Source organism: Nostoc sp. CCY 9925 (genome assembly GCF_963920935.1).
Taxonomy (GTDB): Bacteria; Cyanobacteriota; Cyanobacteriia; order Cyanobacteriales; family Nostocaceae; genus Nostoc.
In genome coordinates this window covers 34,787-57,459 of sequence record NZ_CAWUDO010000002.1, presented here as the reverse complement: position 1 = coordinate 57,459, position 22,673 = coordinate 34,787, and the positions used below count along the sequence as shown (strand labels likewise).

Below are 22,673 nucleotides of genomic sequence, written 5' to 3'. Positions count from 1 at the left end.
TCTCAGGTCAAAATTCTAAAACTGGCCAGTCTGGTTCACGATAATAGTGTGTCATGTCGTCAAACTTCCGCAATTCGACGCGATCGATCAAAAATTCTGGCAAATTCAACAACCATTGTTGATTCAACTCAGAAAGGAGCGTACTGAAGTTTGTACGGTCTAAATCAGATGGAATTTCCCCAAAATAGGCTAATGTAATATGCGCTGTCAGGTGATAGTGCTGCTCGATACCCAAAGCGATTAACTTCGGGTTTTGATAAATTGTTCGGCGAAATTGAATAATTTCCTCATAGCAGCGTTCATCCTGAGGCACTAAACAAACAGCTACAGCTCTTGGCATCAGTATCAGTCCCAGCATTTGCCATTTGATCGGATGATTCCTGTTTGTCATCGATTGTTGATATTGCTGGAAGATTTCCGCTACACAAGAGTGTAACTCTTGATCGAATTTGGGATTTTTTTCGCTGGCATCAAGAAAAGCATTGTCCCAAATTAAATCCGCTAAAGTCAGATGGAAGCTAGCAGGAGGTAAGGGCACAATCAAATCACGGTTTACAGGTAACTGCAAAAGTTCCTGTTGGTAAATCTGTAATTTGGCATAGAAAGCAGAGTTTTCTGATTCTTCTTCAGCAGGCGGTGTAATTAACGTATAGCCAGGAAAGGACGCTGCTTCTCTCACCCCAGAATTTGCCTGAAATTTAGAAGATTCCTGGATATGCTGGGCTTGGGATCTATAGGCTTCTGGCAACGTCAGCCGTGCTAACCGATTTAAGTAAGTTTGATAGTTGTCGTCCAATCTTCATAGCCTCACGCTCTCACTTGATAGATTTTAGGGAAAATTATCCAGATTAAGAGAATGATTTCAAAAGTATTTAGTTTTTGGGAATTGGGCATGGGGAGATGAGGGGACAAGGAGACAAGGAGAAAACTTGCAATCAGTCTTTCCCCTTGTCCCTAATTCACCTTGTCCCCTTGTCCTCTTCCCCATGCCCAATTTCCCCATTAGGAGATTAATCTATGCCAATCTACGTTTACTGGGGTGAGGATGATTTTGCTATGGAAAAAGCGATCGCTATGCTGCGCGATCGCGTCCTCGATCCCCAATGGGTTAGTTTTAACTACACTTCGTTTTTGCCGGATCAAGCTGATGCTGCAATCCAAGCGTTAAATCAGGCGATGACGCCAACTTTTGGTGCTGGTGGGCGCTTGGTTTGGCTGATTAACACCACTCTTTTCCAGCACTGTCCAGAAAATGTATTGGCAGAATTAGGGCGATCGCTACCAGTGATTCCCGAAAACTCTTTTTTATTGCTTACCAGCCGTAACAAACCGGATGAACGCCTCAAGTCTACGAAATTGTTAAAACAATTTGCTACCGAGTTCCGAGAATTTCCACATATTCCCCCTTGGAAAACAGAGTTGCTGGTGCAATCTGTTAATCAAGCAGCTCAAACTCTGGGCGTGAAACTGACTGCCAAAACTGCTGAGTTATTGGCTGAGTCTGTAGGAAATGATACACGCCTTCTCTACAATGAAATGGAAAAACTGCGTCTATATGCCCAAGGTATCAATAAACCTTTAGACGTAGATATCATTAGAAAGTTAGTAAGAAATACTACTCAGAATAGTTTACAATTAGCAGCAGCAATTAGAACAGGAGACACCGCAAAAGCTTTGATTACCTTAGCCGATCTCATAAATGCTTCTGAGCCGGGATTACGGATAGTGGCGACATTAATTGGACAATTTCGCACCTGGCTATGGGTAAAGATTATGATGGAAAGTGGTGAGCGAAATCAACAAGCGATCGCTCAAGCAGCTGATATCGGTAACCCCAAACGCATTTACTTCTTACAGCAAGAAATTAAACTACTTTCTGTAGAGCAGTTAATCTCTTGCTTACCCCTACTATTAGAGTTAGAAGTGAGCCTTAAACAAGGAGTATCAGAAATGTCAGCACTCCAAACTAAAGTAATTGAACTTTGTCAAAAATGTCGAGGAAGTTCACAATAAATGTAAAAGCTTGAGATATTGGTCAGTTACTGGAACTTCCTACTCCAAAAATAATTCAAAGTTCTTATAAAATCCCTGATGTAGTTCTGTAGCACACACAATATGAAGAAAATTTCCCATTTCTTTTACCAATCTAACCGAAAGCGAATCTTTTCCCAATCATTCTTTTTCGGTGTTATAGCCACTGTGGGTTTGATTTCCAACGGTTTTTCATCAAGTTCAAAAGCTTATGGTCAAACTCCACCAGTTAACAATACAGAAATCAAAAGCTATGCCCAAGCCGTGCTAGCAATGGAACCAGCGCGTCAAAACGCGTTTGAAGAAATTAAAAAACTTATTGGCAGTGGAGAAATTCCCAAGATTGTTTGTAATGATTCTAACAGCATCAATGGTCTTCCCAGGAAAGCTCAAGATATTGCAGTAAATTACTGTACTCGTTCTCAAAAAATTGTCGAAGATAATGGTCTAAGCATTGATCGCTTCAACAAAATTACTATAGAACTGCAAAATAACACTAACTTAAAAAAGGAGGTATATAATACTTTATTAATCCTGCAACAAACTCCTGAAATGAGGTAGTGACATTACTATGTTTATGTTCAAATAAAAATTAGAGATTACCATATTAAACCTGTAAAAAGTCAACAGTTATCAGAAAACATTGGTAACTGATAACTGGTAATTTTTAACTACTGGGTGGTAAAACAACCCAAAAAGTCAGATTGCTAACAAATAAATTTCTATATTTGCTTTATTTATTCAATACTTTTGATGTATGAATTAAAAGCTTTTATCATGCTCATTGTTTAATTTTTAATAAAGGTAGCACTTTCTGTTTTAACAACTCAATTAAAGCTGGTTCCATATACTCATATTCATCTGGTATATTTAAACATATAATTTTTTTATCTTTAAGGCAGTGCTGAAAATTTTTTGATAGCTTGTTTTTATGGAATTTTTCCATGACAAAGATAATATCAGCCCAGGCAATGGCTTCTGTTGAAACTGGTACTTCAGCGTAGCGATCTAAACCTGCGGAGTCCGTTTCAAACCCTTCATATTCAGAAAACACAGTTTCAGCGGTAGGACTTCGCAGTCTATTTTGGCTACAAATAAATAAAAGCTTTTTCATACAGATAGATTATTAACACATACCTGAGTTTCTCCCAAAGCGATCGCCATGAGCGCAGTACTAAAATTGTATAACGCGCTCAGAATTCATCGGTAAAATCTGCAATTTCTGATTTTTCAAGTCTGGTTCTCAGCCTAAAACTTCCATTGGCGTTACACCCAAAAGCACATGAAGGTATTTCTGTAATTTCCAAACAATCAAAGGTTCCTTGCCTTTCTGCAATCTTTAATTCAACACCTCCGAAAATTCGCCCTTGCTATACTCTAGCCGCAGTATTTACCTGAACTTCTCCACCTTGAACTAAACCTAATTGACTAATAACGCTAGCAGGTAAATATAGCAATGTTACACCTGTATCAACTAAAACATCATCCAGTGTACAAGAGCGCACTTCCTCCAAAGAAATGAAGCCTCGCTGAGCCAGAACTTGATCGATTCGATTTGTGCCAGTGAGGGTAACTATTACTTGCCCCATTTGCTTACCCTGAAGATTTGGCAGTACCAGCTTACCGATTTGAGCAACTCTTGGTGAGGATTTTAAATTTATTGTAGTTATTGGGCTATTTGAGGAGCATATGTAAAGAGCTAGTTTCAATCCTTGAGCGGCGAGGAGTGTACGAAAAAGTAGTAGAGTGAAAAATGCATCTAGTAGCGTTAGGATCTTGACTAAATTACCTGTGCGAAAAATAGTTATTGCCGGTAACTGGAAAATGTACAAAACCCAGGCAGAGTCCGAAGACTTTTTACGAGGATTTCTGCCCTACTTACAGGAAACGCCTGAAGAACGTGAAATACTATTGTGCCCTCCTTTCACCAACCTCAGCGTTTTGTCCAGGAATTTACACGGTAGTCGTATACAACTGGGGGCGCAAAATGTTCATTGGGAAGAATATGGAGCCTACACGGGTGAGATTTCTGCCCCGATGCTGACAGAAATTGGCGCGCGCTTTGTGATTGTCGGTCACAGCGAACGACGGCAATACTTTGGTGAAACGGACGCCACCGTTAATCTGCGCCTCCGAACAGCTCAAAGGTTTGGTTTGACCCCAATTCTCTGTGTTGGTGAAACTAAAGAACAACGAGACAAGGGAGAAACAGAATCACTGATTACTCTCCAACTCGACAAAGGCTTGGTAGATATCGATCAGAACAATTTGGTGATAGCCTATGAACCGATTTGGGCAATCGGCACTGGTGATACTTGTGAAGCTGTAGAAGCTAATCGAATAATTGGCTTAATTCGTAGCGAATTGAGTAATCCAAATGTATCAATTCAATATGGTGGCTCAGTCAAGCCGAATAATATTGATGAAATCATGGCTCAACCAGAAATTGATGGCGTTTTAGTAGGAGGAGCAAGTCTCGAAGCTGAGAGTTTCGCTCGGATTGTGAATTATAAGTCACTTTGATGTACCTTTTTCTCGTTCCCATGCTCTGCATGGGAATGACTAATATCAAAGCAAGCCTTAGCTCCGATTTTTAACTTTATGGGTGAAGTATTCTGAATTCTGAATTCTGACTTGTGACCGAAAACGCAAAGGATACAGAGCAACTAAATTTATTTATGGGGAGCAAAAATTTTTGAATTTTGAATTCGGAGCGTACCCCTTGCGGGGAAGCAAGCTACGCCCAGCGTCTCGTAGAGAAGCGACGTGACTTCTTTTTATGCCAAGTAACTTGATAATTCGGGGACGCTGTTTCGAGTGGGGACAGCGGACTTATTTGATGGGCATTTTGAATGTAACGCCTGATAGCTTTAGCGATGGAGGTGAGTTTAATACGACCTCTGCGGCTTTAGTCCAGGCGCAAGCATTGGTGGCTGCTGGTGCTGACATTATCGATGTGGGTGGTCAATCAACTCGACCAGGGGCAAAGCAAATAACTCTCCAAGAGGAACTTGAGCGGGTGCTGTCGGTGTTACAGGTACTCAGACCGGAAATTTCAGTACCCATTTCTGTAGATACTACCCGTGCTGCCGTAGCCAGGGCATCTGTAGAAGCTGGGGCAGATATGATTAATGATATTTCTGGCGGTACTTTTGATTCGGAAATGTTGCCAACAATCGCCAGTTTAGGTGTGCCGATTATCTTAATGCATATCCGGGGAACACCACAAACTATGCAACAAATGACTGATTATCAAGATTTGATGGCAGAGATTTTTAGCTTTTTGCAAAAGCAAATCGCGGCTGCAACTGCTGTGGGCGTTGACCGAGATCGAGTGATTATCGATCCTGGTATTGGCTTTGCGAAGAATTATGAGCAAAATTTAGAAATTTTTCAGCGATTGCGATCGCTCTTGGCACTCAACTGTCCTATCTTAGTAGGAGCATCTCGTAAAAGTTTTATTGGTCGGATTCTCAATCAACCAGATCCCAAGGCACGAGTTTGGGGAACCGCAGCAGCTTGTTGTGCTGCGATCGTGAATGGGGCTGATATCCTCCGAGTTCACGATGTTCAAGAAATACGCGATGTTTCCTGGGTAGCCGATGCAATATTCCGACAAACCACACAGCGTGATTCTTAAGAAACATGGGGAATGGGGAGTAGGGAGTGTCACAAGAAAGTGTTTATTTCATTGCTAGCGGATGGTGCGCCGCCAGTGCAGCTGCTCTTAAGTAGCCCCATTTTCCGACTTTTTGGGACGATCTTCGTTATTCACTGACTCAGCAATTAACTCTTGAAACATTTCAGTCGAGTTAGCTGGGTCTACAAAGACGATTTTGGCATTATTGCTCTCACCGAGTTGTTGGCTAGCCTTGACATAATCTTGAGCCACGAGATACCGGAGAATTTCCTTACTTTCTGGATTGGAACGTAAGGCTTTAGCAATGATTTCAACTGAAGTCATAGTTCCTTCTGCTTTGCGAATAGCAGCTTCCTTTTGTCCTTCCGCTTCGGTAATCAGTGCCCGTTTTTTGATTTCAGCAGCTTGCTCATCTTCCCTAGATTTACGTACACTCTCAGGTAGAGTTATTCTTTGAAGATCTAACCGCAGAATTTGTACTCCCCAATCTGCCGTGATTTCATTGAGCTGATCTAAGATAGCTTTGTCCATCTCCGCCCTAGAGACGTTGGTCTGCTCAAGGGTGTTTTGAGCAATGATTTCCCGCAAAGTCGTTGTGGCCAGCTGTGTCAATGCTCCTTGAAGATCTTCAATAGCGTAAAAGCTTTTTTCAATATCTATAATCCGCCAGTATACAATCGCGTCTACTTCTACGTAAATATTATCTTTGGTAATCACACTCTGGGGTTTGATGTCTACATACTGCTCTCGCGTAGTATCTTCCATGACAATTTGATCCACCAAGGGAACAATAAAGTTTAGTCCTGGCTTAAGTTTTCGATGATACCGTCCCAGGCGTTCCACTAAAGCTTCATTACCTTGATTAATCAGTTTTGCAGAACCTAAGGCATAACCTATAAGGGCTAAGACTATAGCAATAATTGGCTCCATATATACTCCTATTTAGCTGTTTGGGAGAATTTAGTGTCAAGGATATGCTACTAGCTTGTCATACCTTTGAGTTAAATGTTTTGAGTCTGTAATTTTATGAACACCGACAGCAATATCTGATATCGAGTGAGTGTCTTGTATGTAGGAAAGTTTTGTGGAATGCGATCGCTATTAAAGCACCTCGATCGCACCCTGGCAAGAAGTACTTTCTGTAATCAGCTTTACTTACACCAACACCCCCAGACAGCCCAGCTCATTTCCGTATATTTACTTGATTAAAGTTAAAATAATTTTACGTAAAATTTAGTAGGAGTTGAAAAACTTCAGTATAATCGGAATAAAATTAGGTTCAGCTACTAAAAATAATATACAAATACTATGGACAGGTTGTTCATCAAACTTATAGGTTTAATCCTGCTTTTTACAGGCTTATATTTTTTTACTCAAAACATCATATTTGTCAGCAGTTACTATTCTTTTTCCCGTAGCTTACCTGCTACAGCCTCAGTTTTAGCAATGATGGCAGGTGCTTTTACACTCGTGTTTTTTCACACAGAGGCCAGCAAGTTGGGATGGATTTTGTTAGGTATTGGTATAATACTAGTTTTCTTGAGTGGTGGAGTAATTTTTAGATCGACTAGTTTATGGAATTTATTGGTTGCTTTCACTGCATTAACAGTCGGATATAAATTATTCAATCAGGGCAGAATCAACTTTTAAAAATAGTAGAGTCAAGAAAATTTCACACGATCCTTTTACCCTGTTTTTAATTCAGATTGAGGTGCATTAGGGCACTGCATTAAACTTGCAGCTAAATGCCGATTTCAACAAGCTTGAAGCACACATAACCAATCTCAACCAAACCAATGGCCTCCCAATTATGGCTTTGTTCAGGGGGGTTTTACTAAGGTTGAGGCTACTATTACAATGGAAACTATTGATTATGAGGATAAGGCAAGAATGACTCAGGTTGTTCTAGGAGAGAACGAAGGAATAGATTCAGCTTTACGTCGGTTTAAACGCCAGGTTTCCAAAGCTGGCATATTGGCTGACGTAAAATATCATCGGCACTTTGAAACACCGTTGGAAAAACGCAAACGTAAGGCAGTGGCAGCTAGACGCAAAAGACGTTTTAAATAAACCTATTTGCTTTGGTAGTGACGTTGCTTGAGGTAATAACCTACAGTAGGCAACGACGCGTAGGCTTAGCTAGTCGTAGACATCGCCATTATTCTTACAAAAATTAAGCAAGATGAGCCGCACCCCTAATTAATGTGTCGATGAGTTAATCTACTTATGCACAGAGTGTATAGGGGCTTTATATTGGTTGGATGGAGCAAGCTAAAATCGCTGCCCATCAACCAAAATAAGCGCTTCGGGAATAGGGAGATGCAGAGATGGGGAAGGGGAATAACTTCTAACTTCATAACTCTTGTACAGACGCGATTGATCGCGTCTGTACTGATCGCTGAAGCTTCGGAGTCTCCGGCTTTGCTCAGCACTCTCATTAAATCTTAAGACTCAGAATTATTAATGGTGCGGCTATTACAAATATTCATCGCCTTTTCTACTCCCTGCTTCAGGCTTAGTTCTACACATTCAACTACGAACTGAAGTACAAGAGACATTAGCTGATTTTCGCTAGCGGAAAATCGCCCTAGCACATAGGAAATAGTATCTGAATCATCATTATTAACTGCATCTTTGGGTTTACCAATACCGATTCGCAAACGGGGAAAATTTTGAGTGTTAAGATGTGCGATCGCACTTTTCATTCCATTATGTCCCCCAGCCGAACCAGACAAGCGCAGACGAGTCTTTCCCAAAGGTAAATCCATATCGTCATAAATAATCAACACTGACTCAGGCGGTAATTTATACCAACTCGTCACCGCTTGTATGGCTTGTCCTGAGCGATTCATATAAGTCAACGGCTTGAGTAAGCGAATTTTACCTCCACCTGGTGCCATACCCTCGCCATACTCTCCCTGAAACTTGCGATTTTCCGCTAAGTTAATGCGCCAAGCACTAGAGAGAGCTTCCAGAGCAGCAAAGCCAATGTTATGGCGTGTTTGGTCGTACTTGCTTTCTGGATTCCCCAACCCTACAATTAGCTGGGGAATCACCAAAGCTGGTTGTGTAACAGCTTCTGTCATTTTGCTACAGTCAATCAATTTTAGATTTTAGATTTTGGATTGAAACAGACCGCAAGGGTACAAGGCTTAGTGATTTTAGATTGACGATAGTGCAGCTTTAGCAAGTCAGACGCTCTTTTCTATACAAAGTTCAGAATCGGAAACCTCCGATGTGACTTTGCGCTACGCCGCTAACGCTTTGTTATCGACGAGCGTCTTTTGGATTTGTTGTGTTCACAACAGACGTTGCTCTCAACTGCAAAACAATCTAAAATCCAAAATCCAAAATTGGTATGTTCTCCTAGCCAACCTGGGAAGAACCAGCAGCATCGTGCTGTGATTTAGCAGGCTCGATTTGCTTAGGTTCTAATTCAGCGGTAGTTTTCACAGCTTCTTCTAACTGTTCGGCTTCTTTTTGAAACTCGGTTTGAAACTCCTTAGAAGCTTCTTGAAAGCTGCGAATTGTTTTGCCGACACTCCGCCCAATCTCTGGTAGCTTCTTTGGCCCAAAGATTAACAGCGCCACTACCATAATTACAGCCATTTCGGGTAGACCTATACCAAATATATTCATTTTTTATCTCCGATAAATTCTAAAACCACTATATAGACTCACATCTTATTATGTAGTCTACTGAATAATCGCCTATTATAGAAAGCGATGCCTAACGGCAACGCCTAAAGGCGAACGCCCCACGAGCGAGTGATGCCTTATGTCGCTGACCATCAAAGACTTAGAACAATTACAGTCACAGAATCCCGATTTGCGGATGGAGCTAGTAGAGGGAAACATCATCGTTATGGGGCCATCCGATTATGAGTCAGACGAAATTGGTTCTCGCCTGCTAACGTTTTTGAATATATGGGTCATGCCTCGCAAGCTGGGACGTGTTACTGGTTCTAGTGCTGGCTTTATCTTACCCAGCCTGGAAACCGATGAAACTCTAGGCGACCCGGAAAAAAGAAACCTACGCGCTCCAGATGTTTTCTTTGTGCGCGCAGAACGACTTAAGAAAACTCAGGGTGACTTTGTGCAGTTAGTACCTGACCTGATGGTTGAGGTGAAATAGAAGAGCGAGAGTCCTTCGGACACGCTTCGCGATCGCATTAAACCACTCGAAGAAAAGATTAAACTATTTCTAGAACTTGGATCTACAGTGGGTATACTTATCGACCCTGACCAACTCTTAGTAACAGTTTATCGCTCTAACCTTGAACCAGTAGTTTTGAAAGATAATGACAAACTGACGATACCAGAATTACTGCCAGGTTGGGAATTAGCAATCAAAGAACTTTGACCGCCTGAATTTGAGTGATTCAACCACCTGAGCATACAATTTCACTTGTAGAGTTGAGCAACTTTTCAGTCTTAGCGTTTAATAGTTCTAACTGAGCCAACTTTTCTTGGGCGTATCGCGCTAATATCAAACCTTCCAGTAGGTCGTAAAGTCCTCCTATCATCCTGTCTCCTAAACCAAATTTATGTTTTCTAGGCAGACGATTTAAAATAGGCACATACCATTTGATGAGATCGTAAGTCTTTTAAATAATTGGTAAATCTTGCATTCAGTCAAAAACAATTTTCAGAACATTGGATATAAAAATTGTAATCATTTTAATCAAAGACTTCAGCCTGAATTCTCAATTCTGAATCACAAAAAAACCCGGACTAGCCGGGTGTGAGTTCATTCGTTATCCAAACTAGATAACTCTGTATCCATTAGCGTCCTAAACTTCGCCAATCGACAAGTACATCCTGAACCAAGATTGTTTTATTGTAAAGTTGCAGAATAATCAGCAGAAACACAAAAAACAGCAACATAAAAACAGCCATCACAGGGGTAGTACCCCAACCTGGTGCCACTTTCCCATACTCAGAGTTCAGTGGTCTCAGGATATCTCCCAACCTAGTCCTTTGTGCCATAGTTCACCTAAGATTACTTGCCAAAGCTTTTTTTAATCTTCTGTAATATTCTATAAGAATAGCACTCATAATCAATCTTAAAATTATGGAACCCGCAATAGTTCTTAGCATTTCTGTGGCCGCTGTTTTGGTTGCCATTACAGCGTTTGGAATTTATACCTCTTTTGGCCCTCCCAGCAAGCAGTTGAGCGATCCTTTTGAAGATCACGAAGACTAAAAGAGTCATTTGTCAATAGTCATTTGTCATTTGTCAGTGGTTATGGCAGAAGGCAGAAGGCAGAAGGCAGAAGGCAGGAGGCAGGAGGCAGGAGGTAAAAGTATTACTATTCCTAGCTTCCATGCTTCCAAAATGTCCTAACCTGTGTGACTACGGCTATATTTACACTTATGACAATGGATAAGCCTGAGAAAAATATCTCAGGATTTCTTCTTCTGGGGTAGGCGTCTCACACGCCCGTAACAAAGGGCAGACAAGATGTCCACCCCACAAGATTAGATAATTTGGCAATAGTTTAGTGGCTTACCCAAGCTTGGGATTAGTCGCTGGTGTCACCTTGAAGCTAGCGATTTTCCAAGGCTGTATCGTCAAGATTTGTTGCTCAGATGAGAATTGGGCAGTAGTAGCAGCAGAACGCTCTAACAAATCTACCGTATTTTTGAGGCTCAATCCTAGATCGCTTTGCAAAGATAACTCGGCTGTTTCTCCGTGACATTCATAACACCGCAGAATTAGTTGCTGTGGGTCATCTTCTGCTGGCTTCAAAGCCATCAAAATCAGATTTTCAGACGATAAATTCAGAAAACTTGCTGTCTCAGGGGTGGGGAGTGGGGAGTGGGTGGAGACGCGATTAATCGCGTCTGTACAAGAGTTGGGAGTGGGGAGTGGGTTTAGTATAACTTGTAAGGGTGTATTCAATTCATAGCCATGCTTGACTGTATGGGCTGATTCCCAGGTATTAGCATGAGGATACAAGGCATAAGTGAATTCATGCAAACCTCGGTCAGCCTCTGGGTCTGGCCAATTGGGGCTACGTAGAAGTGTGAGGCGTAATTGATTGGGTTGAGCATCGTAACCATATTTACAATCATTTAGCAAACTGGCACCGTATAAACTTTCATTAGTTTCGCCTGTTAAATCAGCCCAACGTAGGGCTGGGACTTCCCATTTTGCTTGTTCTGCGGGGGTTTGCGGTTTAGTTGGGCGGCGAATTGCGCTACAGGGAATTTCGTAGGTAGCGAAGTCTGCTTCAATGTTGAGAGGGAAAGCAGCTTTCACCAATACTTGATTTTCTTGCCAGTTAACCCTAGAGGAAATTTTCAGCAGAGGTGAACCAGCTTGCAGAATATAATCTTGGCAAAATTCTGATTCGCCCAACTGACGCACTACGCGCAGACGATTTTGTAACGCGCCTTGTTCTACCCATTCAATAGATTGAAGATTTGTTGGGGGTAAAGGATGCTGGGCGTAATTGGGGTCTATATTCCAAGCATCCCAATATTGACCGCTGTCTTTGAAAGCTTGCAGTTGATTCCCCGCACCATTCAAAACTTCCCGTTGATAAGTTTTATCAAAAACACTCAATAAATCTCCTGTGTCAGGGTTAACCAGAACTCGGAGGAATTCATTTTCTAAAACCCATTCTGCGGATGAGGGGGATGGCAAAGATGAAGAGGGTGAGGGGGAAAGCCAGAAGAGGCGGTAGCCTACGGGTGGGATGTCGGGGGCAAGAAATAGTAAGGTTGAAGGTTGAGATAATTGAGAGACAAGCAACTGTCCAGAAGCATCATAAATCTGCCATTCCTGGGTAGTTTCTACTGCTGTGGGTAAGGTGATAGAAACTACCTCAGAACGCTGCCAATTGAGAGAATTGAAAATGAAAATAGGTAAACTATTGGGTTTTGGTGGTTGTGGTAGGGTAATGTGAGATGCGATCGCCTGCAATGATTCTTGTAATATCTTCGTTCCCGTTTGTTCGACTTGTTGCCATTCGGGCAATGCATCAAGATAAACTTGGGTAATGGAAGAACCAGGCAAAATATCATGAAACTGTTCAAATAATACCTGCTTCCAAGCTGCTTCAATTTCGGCTTTCGGATATATCAAACCACAGGTTATATTTGCCCAAGTTGCAAATAGTTCCGCTTCATACAACAAAGTTTCACAACGACGATTCCAACGTTTTTGGTCTGCGTGGGTAGTGTAGCAGCCACGATGGAATTCGAGATATAGTTCGTCATTCCAGATAGGGAAAGAAGAGGACGCAGGGAGATTTTGATTCTCCGTGTCTTGTTCTTTGATTTGCTGTAAATACTTTTCAGCGGTGATAAATTCTAAATCTGGGAACAAAGGTGATTTTTGCCAGCGTTGGGCGGTTTCTAACATATCACGGGTGGGTCCGCCGCCGTGGTCGCCGACACCGGGAAGCCAGAGAGATTCTGGTAGATTAGTTTGGCTTTGCCACTCTAGGGCGTATGACGCCATTTTAACTGGGTCGATCGCTTCACCGATGAGTGCAGACATGAAACTAAAGACTTGGCTACCATCAGGCGATCGCCACCAAAAAGCACCATAATCAAATTTAGTAGTATCATTCCAGCGTAACTTTTGGGTGACAAAATACTCAATTCCGGCATTAGCAAAAAACTGCGGTAAAGTTGCACAAAAACCAAAAGAATCTGGAACCCACACCACAGGGGAAAGCTTGCCAAATTTTTCTTGTATGTATCGCTGACCATACAATAGCTGACGTACAATTGATTCACCAGCAATCAAGTTCAGTTCCGGTTCTACCCACATTCCGCCGAGAACTTCCCACTTTCCGGCTGCTACTTGTGCTTGAATTGCCTTAAATAAATCCGGGCGATGTTCTTCAATCCAAGCATAAAGCGCCGGAGTGGAATGACAGAAAATTAACTCCGGAAAATCTGCTTGCAACTTCAAAACTGATTCAAAAGTGTTTTGCGCTGCATTCCAAGTTTCACTCACAGGCCACAACCATGCTAAATCTAGATGAGCATGACCCAATAAATAGATTTTAGATTTTAGATCCCCCCAACCCCCCTTCACCAGGGGGGCTAAGATATCAGATTGAATTAGATTTTGCCTTAACAACCTAACCAACTCTCCCCTCTCTGCGTCCTCTGTCTTGGAAAGTTCTGATCGGAGGAAACCTCCGCTCAGACTTTCCGCTGCGCCTCTGCGGTTCGTAACCTCCCCCACCGCCTCCACCAAAACATCCAACCTCTCAGGTGCAAACTTTTGCAAATAAAGTTGTAAAACAGCCAACTCATCAGCCACAAAACCCGGATCGGGATTATTATCATCATTAGACTCATAAACAAGGAGCGATCGCACTAAAGCACCATCACAATGTCCCGGACTCACTAACCGCAATGCAACAATAAATTCCTCTTTTGGCGTCACGCCGCGACTCAAAAGCACTCTCGGCGAACAATCAAATAAATCACCCTCCAGCGCTAACTTCCCATTCACATAAATTTCAGCAGCATCAGCCCACCAAACTAACGCCAGTCGCAAAGACAACCCAGCTAAAGGATAACCCTGTAAATCTTGGGGAACTACCAATTTTTGCACTAGCCATAGAACTTTTTTCCCGCCTGTCCAAGCAATATGTTCTTTCGCATTCAATTCTACAGGTTGCCAATCAGATAAATTAGAAGCTGTAACATCAGTAATCGTCTGGTCAGATTCCCGGTATAACCAGGTAGACTGAAGATTAACTTGAGAAAAAGAGCGTAGTTGCTCAATTGCTTGTGAGATGAAATTGGTCTGGGATTGAGAAATAATTGGGGTCATATTTTCGCTAAAATGAGGACACACAATAATTAACAGTTTGTGGTTTTTATTGTTTGGCGGGAGTCTCACAACTAAACAAGACTCGAACTCAAAATTTACTATTATGTCTTCTGGTTCTTCTGGTCGTTATCAAAGCAGACTATTTAATTTTGTCCACCAGCAATCTCGGCGGTTGACAGAACAGTGGGAAGACACCTTCCGGCACTTGCAAGTTGCTACTAAGTGGGGTGTGGAATTACTTCTTTATCCAGTGTATCTACTGTTTCAGTCATCTGAATCAGATACTAAAACATTACACACCAAAGAACCACAATCCAGGCTGAATTTACCATCAAATGATACCGGTTTTCAGCCGGAAACTTCTTTAAATGTTGATACTCCCATTGAGCATGTATTAGAGACAGTTTATTCTCTGTCATCTGAAGAAGCGAACGCTACTCCACAAAAAACCTCTAAATCCTTCAATCCCTTCAGCATTTTCGGATTTTTTCGAGGGAAATCTCTGCCTAAGAACTCGACAAATAACACTAATATTATTCATTCCTCAACTATTACAGATAATTCAGCCGCAAGTATCCAATCCTCACAACCAAAAAATACTCTCAAGCAGCATCTTAGAGACATACGGGGAATTGCCACAAATTTGCTGAATCGTAATTTGGTACTTGTTACTGCTGAGAATGAAATTCTCGATGTTTTGACACCCCAGCAGCAAGCAAAATTAGAAGACCGGATTATTAGCGAAGTTGCTCATTACTGGCAATATTGGCGATTAGCTTCAGCTAAAAAAGAAAAAGAATTATTACCAAAAATTGACGGTTTATTAGCAAAATTGACTGGAGAAAATCCAGTTAAAATTCCAATTTTAACTGAGGGTGTATCAAACAATTTACTTGATTCAACTAAGTTATTAAAAATAATAGATATAGCTCTTGCCAAAGTAGAATCAAATGCTTTAATACCCGTTCAACAACGTAGCCAAGAAATTGTCAAAGCTGCACAAAGTCAGTTAAATATATTTCTTTATGGAAAAGAACAGTTAACTGCTAAGGGAGAAATTGCAGTTAACGCCGATGATTTAGAAGCTCATACACTGAATTTTCAGGCTTTAATTGAAGCAGCACTTAATTACTTTTTTGGCGTTAGTAATAGAAAAACACTTGAGTCAACAACTACTAACGACCAACCAGATAGACTATTATCTAGTTACCCAAAAAAAGCTTTATCTAAAAGCCGTCAGTTGCAAAACCAGAATTTAATAGAAGATCCTTGGTTAACGTGGAGTGATTTGTTTGGCGATCGCGAAAAAGTTGCAGACAAAGAAGTTACACTTTCTGAAAACACAACTCCTGCTTTAGCCTCAAGTTTATCAGCAGGGCTTTCTTGGCCAAAGAATTTGACTCCACAACAGCCTCAAGTCAAATCCGGCTTAGTACAAAGGAAAAAAACAACCCGTAATCTCGCCTCAATTCCCAAAACATCTGCAAAAGTCACCTCTTTTCAACAAACTGAAGGGACTATTTCCCAAGTTGATAACAAGAATCATAAAGGGGAAATTGTTGAACAGCAGTTTTCTCAAAGCACAGAAGTTGAAGCACAGCCAGACTGGATAGAAACCAAAGCAACTGCGATAGGTTATGAGAAACATCCCCTAGAGAAAGTTCTCGAATGGCTTGACTATATTATGCTTTGGTTAGAAGAGACATTTGCCAAAATTTTTCACTCGTTTCAACGAGTTTGGCAAGGTAAATAATACAGCATAATTCAGAATTTAAAAGTAATTTTTTACCACAACATATGATTCAGGAAATAACGTAACGGTTTTAAGCCTGTTGGTTCCTGATAATTAGTTGGTAACAAACCAAGCATTGCTTTCTCTAAAGTTTGCAAAGCTACGTCTACTTCTTGGCGTTTTGGTCTGGTTGTTGAGGCAAATTGTAACCGTTCACCCACCCTTACAATTAACTTTTTTCTCAAATAGAGGTCATGAGTTCCAATCAGTGCAACTGGAATAATCGGTACGCCAGCACGCAAGGCATAAATTATAGTCCCACGCTTCAACGGTAGATGCAACTGAGCCTCAGCAGTTCCCAATCGTCCTTCGGGAAACAGAATCATCCCATGGCCACGAGCCAAAATTGCAAGAATAATCCGGTCTATCTGTCGCAATGTCTGTATATCTTCCCCTGTGGGTACTGTCTGTTCAATTGCTGCGGCTAGGTCAACTAAATCTTCCCTTCCGGCTTTAGCCGCTTTCATCACAGCTACTTCTTCTTTCCACACCCGTTTCAAAGGAATTACACCTCCTGCAAAACCGAGAATGAAGCGCTTCCACCACTTGTTATAAAGAGTACGAGCATCGCCCAGAATATAGTAATAGGGTTGGGTGGGAAGTTCTGCTAATAGGAGTAATGGGTCAATATGGTGGAGATGGTTAACTGCTAAGATTGCTGGTTGCTGAGGTATCCTTTCGCTGTGTTCGACTTGTACTTGGAAAAGAGTATGAATGAGCGATCGCATTACAAACCGTCGCAACCAACCATTAACTCTAGGTTCAGAATCGTCTTGATTAGTGGCTTCAAGACCATTGAGAGTTTCCTCAACAATTTGGCGAACAGCGCGATCGCCAGCCGCAGCTACACCTTCTTTTACCCGGGCAATGCTAGCATCACTCAAGGGTGGAAATGTTTCTGATTGCGTATTATTTTCTTGCTGATGACTTGATGTCAAAAGATTTTCGATTTTAAATTTTGGATTTTGCATTGACCGCACCGATAAACGTATGGCGGCTTTATCTGCATTCATCCTAGCAGAATCTCCCAAAAATCAAGCTTATGTCGTCTTATTTCGTAAGTTCCGTTTAAAATAGTAATTCTTCCTAAAGACAGAAGCGATTTTCTTGACAATATACCTTGATAAGCTAGTAACTAATTGGGAACAAGCGTAACAAATTAATCTGATGAGCCAACATAAAGCAGATACATTTGAAGGTGTCGGGAAGCTAAAACTGTATTACCAAAGTTGGTATCCACAAGGAAAGGTGAAGGCGATATTAGCGATCGTACATGGATTGGGAGCACACAGCGATCGCTACAATAACCTAATTCAACATTTCATACCCAAGCAATACGCTGTCTACGGTTTTGATTTGCGCGGTCATGGACGTTCACCAGGTCAACGAGGCTACATTAATCGTTGGAGTGAGTTTCGTGAAGACCTCCGAGCCTTTTTAGAATTAATTAAAACCCAACACCCAGGAAGCCCAATTTTTCTTTTAGGTCATAGCTTAGGCTCAGTGATTGTCTTGGATTATGCTCTGCGTTATCCTCAGAAAGCATCTGCATTACAAGGTGTAATTACTTTAGCACCAGCTCTAGGAAAGGTTGGTGTGTCAAAAACCCGGTTAGTTATAGGAAAACTGCTCTCACGAGTTTGGCCGCGTTTTACTTTAAATACCGGACTCGATCTTTCTGCTGGTTCGCGGGATGAGAAAATTTTAGCCGCTTATGCCCAAGATTCTTTGCGCCATACTAGAGCCAGCGCCCGTCTAGCCACAGAATTCTTTGCAACCGTTGACTGGGTTAATGCCCATGCTGCTGACTGGCAATTACCATTGCTAATTCTTCACGGTGGAGCAGACCGAGTAACTCTACCTGAGGGAGGGAAAATTTTTTATCAGCGGGTGAGTTCCCCAGATAAACTGAGAATCGAGTATCCAGGTGCTTATCACGAGCTTCAAAGTGACCTGAATTATCAAGAAGTGCTGGCTGATTTAGAAAATTGGTTGGAGCGACACTTAGCAACCCAAACAGCGCAATTATCACAAGAAAGCCGTGAGTAATACTTTCCTGCTTTTTGGTAACCTACAATGTCTTGTCTCTGAAATTTGAAACTTGGTTATACCTAGAGAGTTCCGTTGAACTAATTTTATTGATTATGTTACCAAGGCGATATCTACTACGGGCTACGTCTACGCATTTACTTTTATGTAAACAGTAGAGTCAGTTATTTAGATTATCTGAAAAATATGTTGCTGAGGATTGAGAGTTTTTCACAACCAAGATAGGTTCTCCCTTGACTCCTCCACGGGTAAGAGTACAAATTTTATAAAGGTTTTCACACTCAAAGATTGCCAAAACTAGCTCTTTTCCTGTTTGGTAAGACGATGGTAAAGGTTTACCTACTTCGCATTTCATCTCAGTTTCATTGTCACACCACTGTAATTTCCATATACGCTTTTCAGTTATTGGTGCTTGGACAGACTGAGCCAGAGCATTATACACCTGTTCTGCTTTCACATCGTCCTTGGCTGCTGGAACAAAAAACTTCATATTGGTTACAAATAATGTAGGTTTTATTAGTTCCCTGTTGAGAGTTCCCTCTCTCTAGGAGTGATTCAGGAATCCGATTTGATTCCTATAGCTATACATATCATTCTCCGCGTCGCCTTGTCGCTACCTACATTAAAAGCCCGGTCATGAAGACCGAGCTTTTAATATGGGGTTATATACCCCGGAGGTTTAGTTATAGAGTTTCAGTATAAATTACTTATCTGATAGAGACTACCACCGCACTCTGACCAATTCCGGAAAGTTACAAAATTTTTCTAGGCATTTACCAATATCTTTATGGTAGAGCATTAATTTTATTGAATGCATTAAATTATGATGAAAAATACTCATCATGTTGAAATCAATGTATAATCAGCAAATACAAAGTTTGTTGACCTTCATACAACACGCGCAAATATTTGTATTAACTTCAAGGTAATTGTGAGATTTTAAAGAATTACCCCAATTATTTAGAATGCAGAAAATTGATGCATTGTGTATAGCACCTCCTACAATAATCAAAAGTCTTCTTCTCCAAATAATTTCCTGAGTCTTTGCAAGAGCAGCTCGATGAGTGACTAGATACTCAAGCCGCGGATTTTAAATTTTGGATACAGGCTTTAAAAATAGCCATGCCACAAAGAACGTCGCCGCTGTGAATAGTTGCGTCAAATCCAAAGCCGACAGATAGCCATCTGCAAATGAAGCAATACTGCGATCTGTAATACCAAATACCCAAGATGACAAGCCAAACAGCCAAATCCCATTCTTGAGATTTCCTACGAATTCCTTAGACTCTGATGGTTTTTGGTCTTTCACGATCTTCTGCTCCGTTGGTGAAGAATGTGGTGGTTAATGAGAAATAAGCTGCCTTTGCATTTAACGCAGCACATCTTTTTGTATTGACTGTTGACAGTTAACTGTCAGCGGTCAACAAACTTAGGAAGCGACTGTGCAATTTAAAAGCGTAATAGCTTAGTTGCCTTGAGGAATTTTTTGTGACTCCTAAGGCTGAATTTACAATCACCTATTAACAATATTAATAAATATTTCAGCTACTTGACTTCACTACCCACAGGTACATCTACTAATCGTGACATTCTTTCTTTGGTTCTGCCACCTCCGATAGACGGTAATGAATTGAGTTTCAAGCTTTACAGCATGGGGCTTGAATGCTGAGATTACACAATCTTTAAATAACTATATAAATATTTATTTATTATTTATGTCAAATACTACTTAAGATAGATGTGTTTTAAATGGAATTTAAAAACAAGAATGCGACAGATACATACCCTCAAACCCTTGTTTTATCTAGTTTTCTTAATTTTGAATTGATATTAGATTGTGGGGATGCATCGTAGGGACGCACAGCTGTGCGCCCCAAGGGTGCGCTAAGAGTTAGATTTCTGGGTCAGCCAAGCGGGTAGTGGGACGACTTTGGTACAAATCCTGAACCACTTGGAGAGCAGAAACTACTGCTACAAGGGCGATGACTGCGATCGGTAACAACCCTTTGCCAAAAAGAGCGATCGCTATCAACACAACTGCACCTGCAAGTCGATACTTAGAACGGATTTGGCAATAACGGATGACGCCAAATTTATGAAGAATACCGACAGCTAGCGAGCATAATGCCACTGAACCGCAGATCAGCCATCGGTGGGAATCCGGTAAGGCTAGACCTGGTTTGCTCAATAAGATTTCTTCAACTCCCACTCCAGCCGCAGCAATCCCAATCACTAGCGGTAAATGAGTGTAAAGCCACAGATTGACAACACCAACTTTTCCATGTGCCCGCGCTATTTCAATGGGTTTACCGCCGAGATTATCAAAATAGACCCACCACCAGCTAAAAGCAATAATTAAACCAAACACGCCGGAAATTACGGTTAAACTATCCCATTTCTGCTCAGAGACACCATTGACCACCGCGATAATTGCTTCACCCAAAACAATAATCGTAAACAGTCCGAAGCGTTCTGGTAAATGCGAAGCGTGAGGAAGTAGCCCTAGTTGAAACTTGCGTGCTGTTAAGGGTGTAGCAAAGTCAATAACGATCGCTAATATCCAAAGTGCAAATCGCCAAGGAACGGGTATAAATGCCGAAATTAACCAAAGCAAAGCAGCGATCGCAAAACCAATTGCGTAGCGAGTCGTTAAAGGACGTGCTGAAGGTATGTGTATTCCGGCACGAACGTATTCTATCACCAGCACAGCCCGACCGAGAGCATAGGAAAGCGCAAAACCAGGAGAACTTTCGCCTAAACCGTGATGTATATTCACAGCCATTGCTGCTGCTGTCAGCATTTGTACACCAATCAATAGCCGATGTCCAACATCATCACTATCAAAGCGGTTGGCGTAAAATGTAGTGCCAATCCATGACCACCAAACAGGTATAAATAAAACAATAAATCCAAATAATCCTGAAAGTGAGATATCCTCTTTGAGATTGTGAGCAAGTTGAGAAACTGCAACTACAAAAACCAAATCATAAAAAAGTTCTAGCCAAGTGGCGTGTCGTTCTTCTTGAGTCTCTTCACCAATGCGTAACCTTGGTGGTTGGATAAAATTTGCCATAGTGCTAATTGCGAATCGCTAATAGTTTTTTACCATTAGCTGTAAGCAATTAGCGAGTGTTACGAGTTTAGCTGATGTGTCGGTTTGGTTAGAAGCGGTTCGGAATTAAATTAGTTGCGATCGCCATCGTCTTAAAATAGATATCTTCAATGAGAATCCGATATCTGAACTTTCTGAGCAATATCCTCTGGTTTCTGAACCACGGAGTCAAACAGGAACCGCTAGTTATCTTTTTACCGTGTGATAACTAAACTTAGCCAGAAATGGAATATTAATGTAAATACTACAGGGATTTAAAAAGATACGCTCAGAGTATAATGAGCTTCCTTGAGCGATGGTGCGATCGCCTACTCAAACCACTACACGAGATAATAACAATGCTTCGTTTAATTGTGTCGGTGGTCAATGTCCTTTGATAACCTCTGTAAACTGCTGTCAGAAAAATATCCAGAACGTTTTGCCAGTTGGGTTTTGGGAACACAGCAAACTTCTGTCAAAGTCCTGAAAACGGAATTGAGTATTGAACCAATTCGCGCAGATTATGTGACATTCTTACAACTAGAAGGACGCATACTCCACCTGGAATTTCAAACCAAACTAGAATCTACGCCGCCACTACCCTTGCGGATGCTAGATTATTGGGTGCGCTTGTATCGTTTGTATCGCTTACCAATAACGCAAGTTATCGTTTTATTACTTCCGCCTGCACCAGAAACAGTAATTGAAACTGCCTTTAGAGTTGAAAGTACTGTTCATGAATATCGCGTGATTTGTATGTGGTCAGAAAATCCCGAACCATTCCTCAATGACCCGGCTTTGTTACCCTTAGCACCACTGACCGCAACCGCACAACCCCAAGCTTTGTTGCAACAAGTTGTAACCAAAGTGAATCAACTTGAACCCAGACAACGAACAGAAATTTCGGCTTACACCCAAATCTTAGCCGGACTAAAATACAATCAGGACTTGATTAGACAATTGTTTCGGGAGGATATGATGCGCGAGTCAGTAATTTATCAAGAAATTCTCGCTGAAGGCGAACAACGAGGAGAACAACGAGGAGAACAACGAGGACGAAAAGCAGAAGGGCAATTGCTCATTCTCCGTCAACTGACTCGACGGGTTGGAGAATTACCCCAAGAAATGCTAAAGCGGATTGAAACTCTCTCCTTAGAACAATTAGAAAATCTCGGTGAAGCTTTGTTAGATTTTCAGGCGATCGCCGATCTACAAGCCTGGTTTAATACATTAGAGTAGTAAAACTATTAGCACCAAACCAGGC

General features: G+C 41.4%; 22 protein-coding genes and 2 pseudogenes. 11 read left to right on the top strand and 13 right to left on the bottom strand.

The genetic code is table 11. From position 1 onward, the window contains the following. Window positions 1–7 precede the first annotated feature (7 nt). Window positions 8–796 (bottom strand): DUF1868 domain-containing protein, encoded by a 789-nt coding sequence (locus tag ACM0OY_RS01445; protein ID WP_414567117.1) that lies wholly within the window; start codon window positions 794–796, stop codon window positions 8–10. 221 nt (window positions 797–1,017) lie between these two features. Between ACM0OY_RS01445 and holA the strand changes: the two genes are divergently transcribed. Together holA and ACM0OY_RS01435 are read left to right on the top strand one after the other, a co-directional pair. Continuing rightward, window positions 1,018–2,013, top strand: a complete 996-nt coding sequence (gene holA, locus ACM0OY_RS01440) for a DNA polymerase III subunit delta (protein WP_414567116.1) — start codon at window positions 1,018–1,020, stop codon at window positions 2,011–2,013. A gap of 102 nt (window positions 2,014–2,115) precedes the next feature. Then, window positions 2,116–2,592, top strand: coding sequence for a DUF4168 domain-containing protein (locus ACM0OY_RS01435; RefSeq protein ID WP_414567115.1), 477 nt, complete (start codon window positions 2,116–2,118; stop codon window positions 2,590–2,592). Between the two features lie 220 nt (window positions 2,593–2,812). On the opposite strand, the gene ACM0OY_RS01430 is transcribed toward ACM0OY_RS01435, so the two are convergent. Next, a complete protein-coding gene (locus ACM0OY_RS01430) occupies window positions 2,813–3,145 on the bottom strand; it encodes a low molecular weight protein tyrosine phosphatase family protein (RefSeq protein WP_414567114.1) in 333 nt (110 codons plus the stop codon). Window positions 3,146–3,401: 256 nt separating this feature from the next. Continuing rightward, window positions 3,402–3,620: a hypothetical protein gene (locus ACM0OY_RS01425; protein ID WP_414567113.1), complete on the bottom strand. Its 219-nt coding sequence runs from the start codon at window positions 3,618–3,620 to the stop codon at window positions 3,402–3,404. Window positions 3,621–3,822: 202 nt separating this feature from the next. Here ACM0OY_RS01425 and tpiA point away from each other — a divergent pair, with 202 nt between their 5' ends. Beyond that, window positions 3,823–4,554, top strand: a complete 732-nt coding sequence (tpiA, locus tag ACM0OY_RS01420; protein ID WP_414567263.1) for a triose-phosphate isomerase — start codon at window positions 3,823–3,825, stop codon at window positions 4,552–4,554. Window positions 4,555–4,810: 256 nt separating this feature from the next. Continuing rightward, the gene (gene folP / locus ACM0OY_RS01415) at window positions 4,811–5,671 is read left to right on the top strand and encodes a dihydropteroate synthase (RefSeq protein ID WP_414567112.1); all 861 of its coding nucleotides are present in this window, start codon (window positions 4,811–4,813) and stop codon (window positions 5,669–5,671) included. A gap of 87 nt (window positions 5,672–5,758) precedes the next feature. On the opposite strand, the gene ACM0OY_RS01410 is transcribed toward folP, so the two are convergent. Continuing rightward, window positions 5,759–6,601, bottom strand: a complete 843-nt coding sequence (locus ACM0OY_RS01410; RefSeq protein WP_414567111.1) for an SPFH domain-containing protein — start codon at window positions 6,599–6,601, stop codon at window positions 5,759–5,761. 378 nt (window positions 6,602–6,979) lie between these two features. Here ACM0OY_RS01410 and ACM0OY_RS01405 point away from each other — a divergent pair, with 378 nt between their 5' ends. Beyond that, window positions 6,980–7,321 (top strand): hypothetical protein, encoded by a 342-nt coding sequence (locus ACM0OY_RS01405; protein WP_414567110.1) that lies wholly within the window; start codon window positions 6,980–6,982, stop codon window positions 7,319–7,321. Between the two features lie 240 nt (window positions 7,322–7,561). Further along, entirely contained in the window at window positions 7,562–7,741 is a 180-nt protein-coding gene (gene rpsU, locus ACM0OY_RS01400) for a 30S ribosomal protein S21 (protein ID WP_008226419.1), read from the top strand. A 374-nt stretch (window positions 7,742–8,115) separates the two neighbouring features. Here rpsU and pth read toward each other — a convergent pair whose 3' ends face one another. Then, a complete protein-coding gene (gene pth / locus ACM0OY_RS01395; protein WP_414567109.1) occupies window positions 8,116–8,757 on the bottom strand; it encodes an aminoacyl-tRNA hydrolase in 642 nt (213 codons plus the stop codon). A 280-nt stretch (window positions 8,758–9,037) separates the two neighbouring features. After that, the gene (locus ACM0OY_RS01390) at window positions 9,038–9,310 is read right to left on the bottom strand and encodes a TatA/E family twin arginine-targeting protein translocase (RefSeq protein ID WP_414567108.1); all 273 of its coding nucleotides are present in this window, start codon (window positions 9,308–9,310) and stop codon (window positions 9,038–9,040) included. A gap of 139 nt (window positions 9,311–9,449) precedes the next feature. Between ACM0OY_RS01390 and ACM0OY_RS01385 the strand changes: the two are divergent. Further along, window positions 9,450–10,034: pseudogene (locus tag ACM0OY_RS01385) on the top strand (Uma2 family endonuclease). A 46-nt stretch (window positions 10,035–10,080) separates the two neighbouring features. On the opposite strand, the pseudogene ACM0OY_RS01380 reads toward ACM0OY_RS01385, so the two are convergent. Together ACM0OY_RS01380 and psbH are read right to left on the bottom strand one after the other, a co-directional pair. After that, window positions 10,081–10,263: pseudogene (locus tag ACM0OY_RS01380) on the bottom strand (four helix bundle protein); the annotation flags it as partial. A 193-nt stretch (window positions 10,264–10,456) separates the two neighbouring features. Continuing rightward, window positions 10,457–10,660, bottom strand: a complete 204-nt coding sequence (gene psbH / locus ACM0OY_RS01375; protein WP_073640200.1) for a photosystem II reaction center phosphoprotein PsbH — start codon at window positions 10,658–10,660, stop codon at window positions 10,457–10,459. An 85-nt stretch (window positions 10,661–10,745) separates the two neighbouring features. Here psbH and psbN point away from each other — a divergent pair, with 85 nt between their 5' ends. Then, window positions 10,746–10,877 carry a photosystem II reaction center protein PsbN gene (gene psbN / locus ACM0OY_RS01370; RefSeq protein ID WP_414567107.1) on the top strand — a complete coding sequence of 44 codons (132 nt, stop codon included), beginning with the start codon at window positions 10,746–10,748 and terminating at the stop codon, window positions 10,875–10,877. A gap of 303 nt (window positions 10,878–11,180) precedes the next feature. On the opposite strand, the gene ACM0OY_RS01365 is transcribed toward psbN, so the two are convergent. Beyond that, the gene (locus ACM0OY_RS01365) at window positions 11,181–14,477 is read right to left on the bottom strand and encodes an alpha-mannosidase (RefSeq protein ID WP_414567106.1); all 3,297 of its coding nucleotides are present in this window, start codon (window positions 14,475–14,477) and stop codon (window positions 11,181–11,183) included. 103 nt (window positions 14,478–14,580) lie between these two features. Between ACM0OY_RS01365 and ACM0OY_RS01360 the strand changes: the two genes are divergently transcribed. After that, complete coding sequence (locus ACM0OY_RS01360) at window positions 14,581–16,230, top strand: hypothetical protein (protein WP_414567105.1); 1,650 nt, start codon at window positions 14,581–14,583, stop codon at window positions 16,228–16,230. A gap of 32 nt (window positions 16,231–16,262) precedes the next feature. Here ACM0OY_RS01360 and ACM0OY_RS01355 read toward each other — a convergent pair whose 3' ends face one another. Next, window positions 16,263–17,240, bottom strand: a complete 978-nt coding sequence (locus ACM0OY_RS01355; protein WP_414567262.1) for a lysophospholipid acyltransferase family protein — start codon at window positions 17,238–17,240, stop codon at window positions 16,263–16,265. A 196-nt stretch (window positions 17,241–17,436) separates the two neighbouring features. On the opposite strand from ACM0OY_RS01355, the gene ACM0OY_RS01350 reads away from it, so the two are divergent. Then, on the top strand, window positions 17,437–18,318 hold the full coding sequence (locus ACM0OY_RS01350; protein ID WP_414567104.1) for a lysophospholipase: 882 nt from the start codon (window positions 17,437–17,439) through the stop codon (window positions 18,316–18,318). A 160-nt stretch (window positions 18,319–18,478) separates the two neighbouring features. Here the strand turns inward: ACM0OY_RS01350 and ACM0OY_RS01345 are convergent, their stop codons facing one another. The 3 genes from ACM0OY_RS01345 to ACM0OY_RS01335 form a co-directional block, all read right to left on the bottom strand. After that, a complete protein-coding gene (locus tag ACM0OY_RS01345; RefSeq protein ID WP_414567103.1) occupies window positions 18,479–18,808 on the bottom strand; it encodes a hypothetical protein in 330 nt (109 codons plus the stop codon). A 600-nt stretch (window positions 18,809–19,408) separates the two neighbouring features. Beyond that, entirely contained in the window at window positions 19,409–19,627 is a 219-nt protein-coding gene (locus ACM0OY_RS01340) for a hypothetical protein (RefSeq protein ID WP_414567102.1), read from the bottom strand. 582 nt (window positions 19,628–20,209) lie between these two features. After that, window positions 20,210–21,391, bottom strand: coding sequence for a low temperature requirement protein A (locus ACM0OY_RS01335; RefSeq protein ID WP_414567101.1), 1,182 nt, complete (start codon window positions 21,389–21,391; stop codon window positions 20,210–20,212). A 405-nt stretch (window positions 21,392–21,796) separates the two neighbouring features. On the opposite strand from ACM0OY_RS01335, the gene ACM0OY_RS01330 reads away from it, so the two are divergent. Continuing rightward, entirely contained in the window at window positions 21,797–22,648 is an 852-nt protein-coding gene (locus ACM0OY_RS01330; RefSeq protein WP_414567100.1) for an Rpn family recombination-promoting nuclease/putative transposase, read from the top strand. The last annotated feature ends 25 nt before the right edge of the window (window positions 22,649–22,673 follow it).

Coding starts and splice junctions, on each gene's coding strand:
- ACM0OY_RS01355 (WP_414567262.1), bottom strand. CDS start 17,240: ATGCAAAATCCAAAATTTAAAATCGAAAATCTTTTGACATCAAGTCAT.
- ACM0OY_RS01435 (WP_414567115.1), top strand. CDS start 2,116: ATGAAGAAAATTTCCCATTTCTTTTACCAATCTAACCGAAAGCGAATC.
- ACM0OY_RS01360 (WP_414567105.1), top strand. CDS start 14,581: ATGTCTTCTGGTTCTTCTGGTCGTTATCAAAGCAGACTATTTAATTTT.
- ACM0OY_RS01350 (WP_414567104.1), top strand. CDS start 17,437: ATGAGCCAACATAAAGCAGATACATTTGAAGGTGTCGGGAAGCTAAAA.
- ACM0OY_RS01410 (WP_414567111.1), bottom strand. CDS start 6,601: ATGGAGCCAATTATTGCTATAGTCTTAGCCCTTATAGGTTATGCCTTA.
- psbH (WP_073640200.1), bottom strand. CDS start 10,660: ATGGCACAAAGGACTAGGTTGGGAGATATCCTGAGACCACTGAACTCT.
- folP (WP_414567112.1), top strand. CDS start 4,811: ATGCCAAGTAACTTGATAATTCGGGGACGCTGTTTCGAGTGGGGACAG.
- ACM0OY_RS01330 (WP_414567100.1), top strand. CDS start 21,797: ATGTCCTTTGATAACCTCTGTAAACTGCTGTCAGAAAAATATCCAGAA.
- ACM0OY_RS01345 (WP_414567103.1), bottom strand. CDS start 18,808: ATGAAGTTTTTTGTTCCAGCAGCCAAGGACGATGTGAAAGCAGAACAG.
- holA (WP_414567116.1), top strand. CDS start 1,018: ATGCCAATCTACGTTTACTGGGGTGAGGATGATTTTGCTATGGAAAAA.
- ACM0OY_RS01335 (WP_414567101.1), bottom strand. CDS start 21,391: ATGGCAAATTTTATCCAACCACCAAGGTTACGCATTGGTGAAGAGACT.
- psbN (WP_414567107.1), top strand. CDS start 10,746: ATGGAACCCGCAATAGTTCTTAGCATTTCTGTGGCCGCTGTTTTGGTT.
- ACM0OY_RS01425 (WP_414567113.1), bottom strand. CDS start 3,620: ATGGGGCAAGTAATAGTTACCCTCACTGGCACAAATCGAATCGATCAA.
- ACM0OY_RS01405 (WP_414567110.1), top strand. CDS start 6,980: ATGGACAGGTTGTTCATCAAACTTATAGGTTTAATCCTGCTTTTTACA.
- rpsU (WP_008226419.1), top strand. CDS start 7,562: ATGACTCAGGTTGTTCTAGGAGAGAACGAAGGAATAGATTCAGCTTTA.
- ACM0OY_RS01365 (WP_414567106.1), bottom strand. CDS start 14,477: ATGACCCCAATTATTTCTCAATCCCAGACCAATTTCATCTCACAAGCA.
- pth (WP_414567109.1), bottom strand. CDS start 8,757: ATGACAGAAGCTGTTACACAACCAGCTTTGGTGATTCCCCAGCTAATT.
- ACM0OY_RS01390 (WP_414567108.1), bottom strand. CDS start 9,310: ATGAATATATTTGGTATAGGTCTACCCGAAATGGCTGTAATTATGGTA.
- ACM0OY_RS01430 (WP_414567114.1), bottom strand. CDS start 3,145: ATGAAAAAGCTTTTATTTATTTGTAGCCAAAATAGACTGCGAAGTCCT.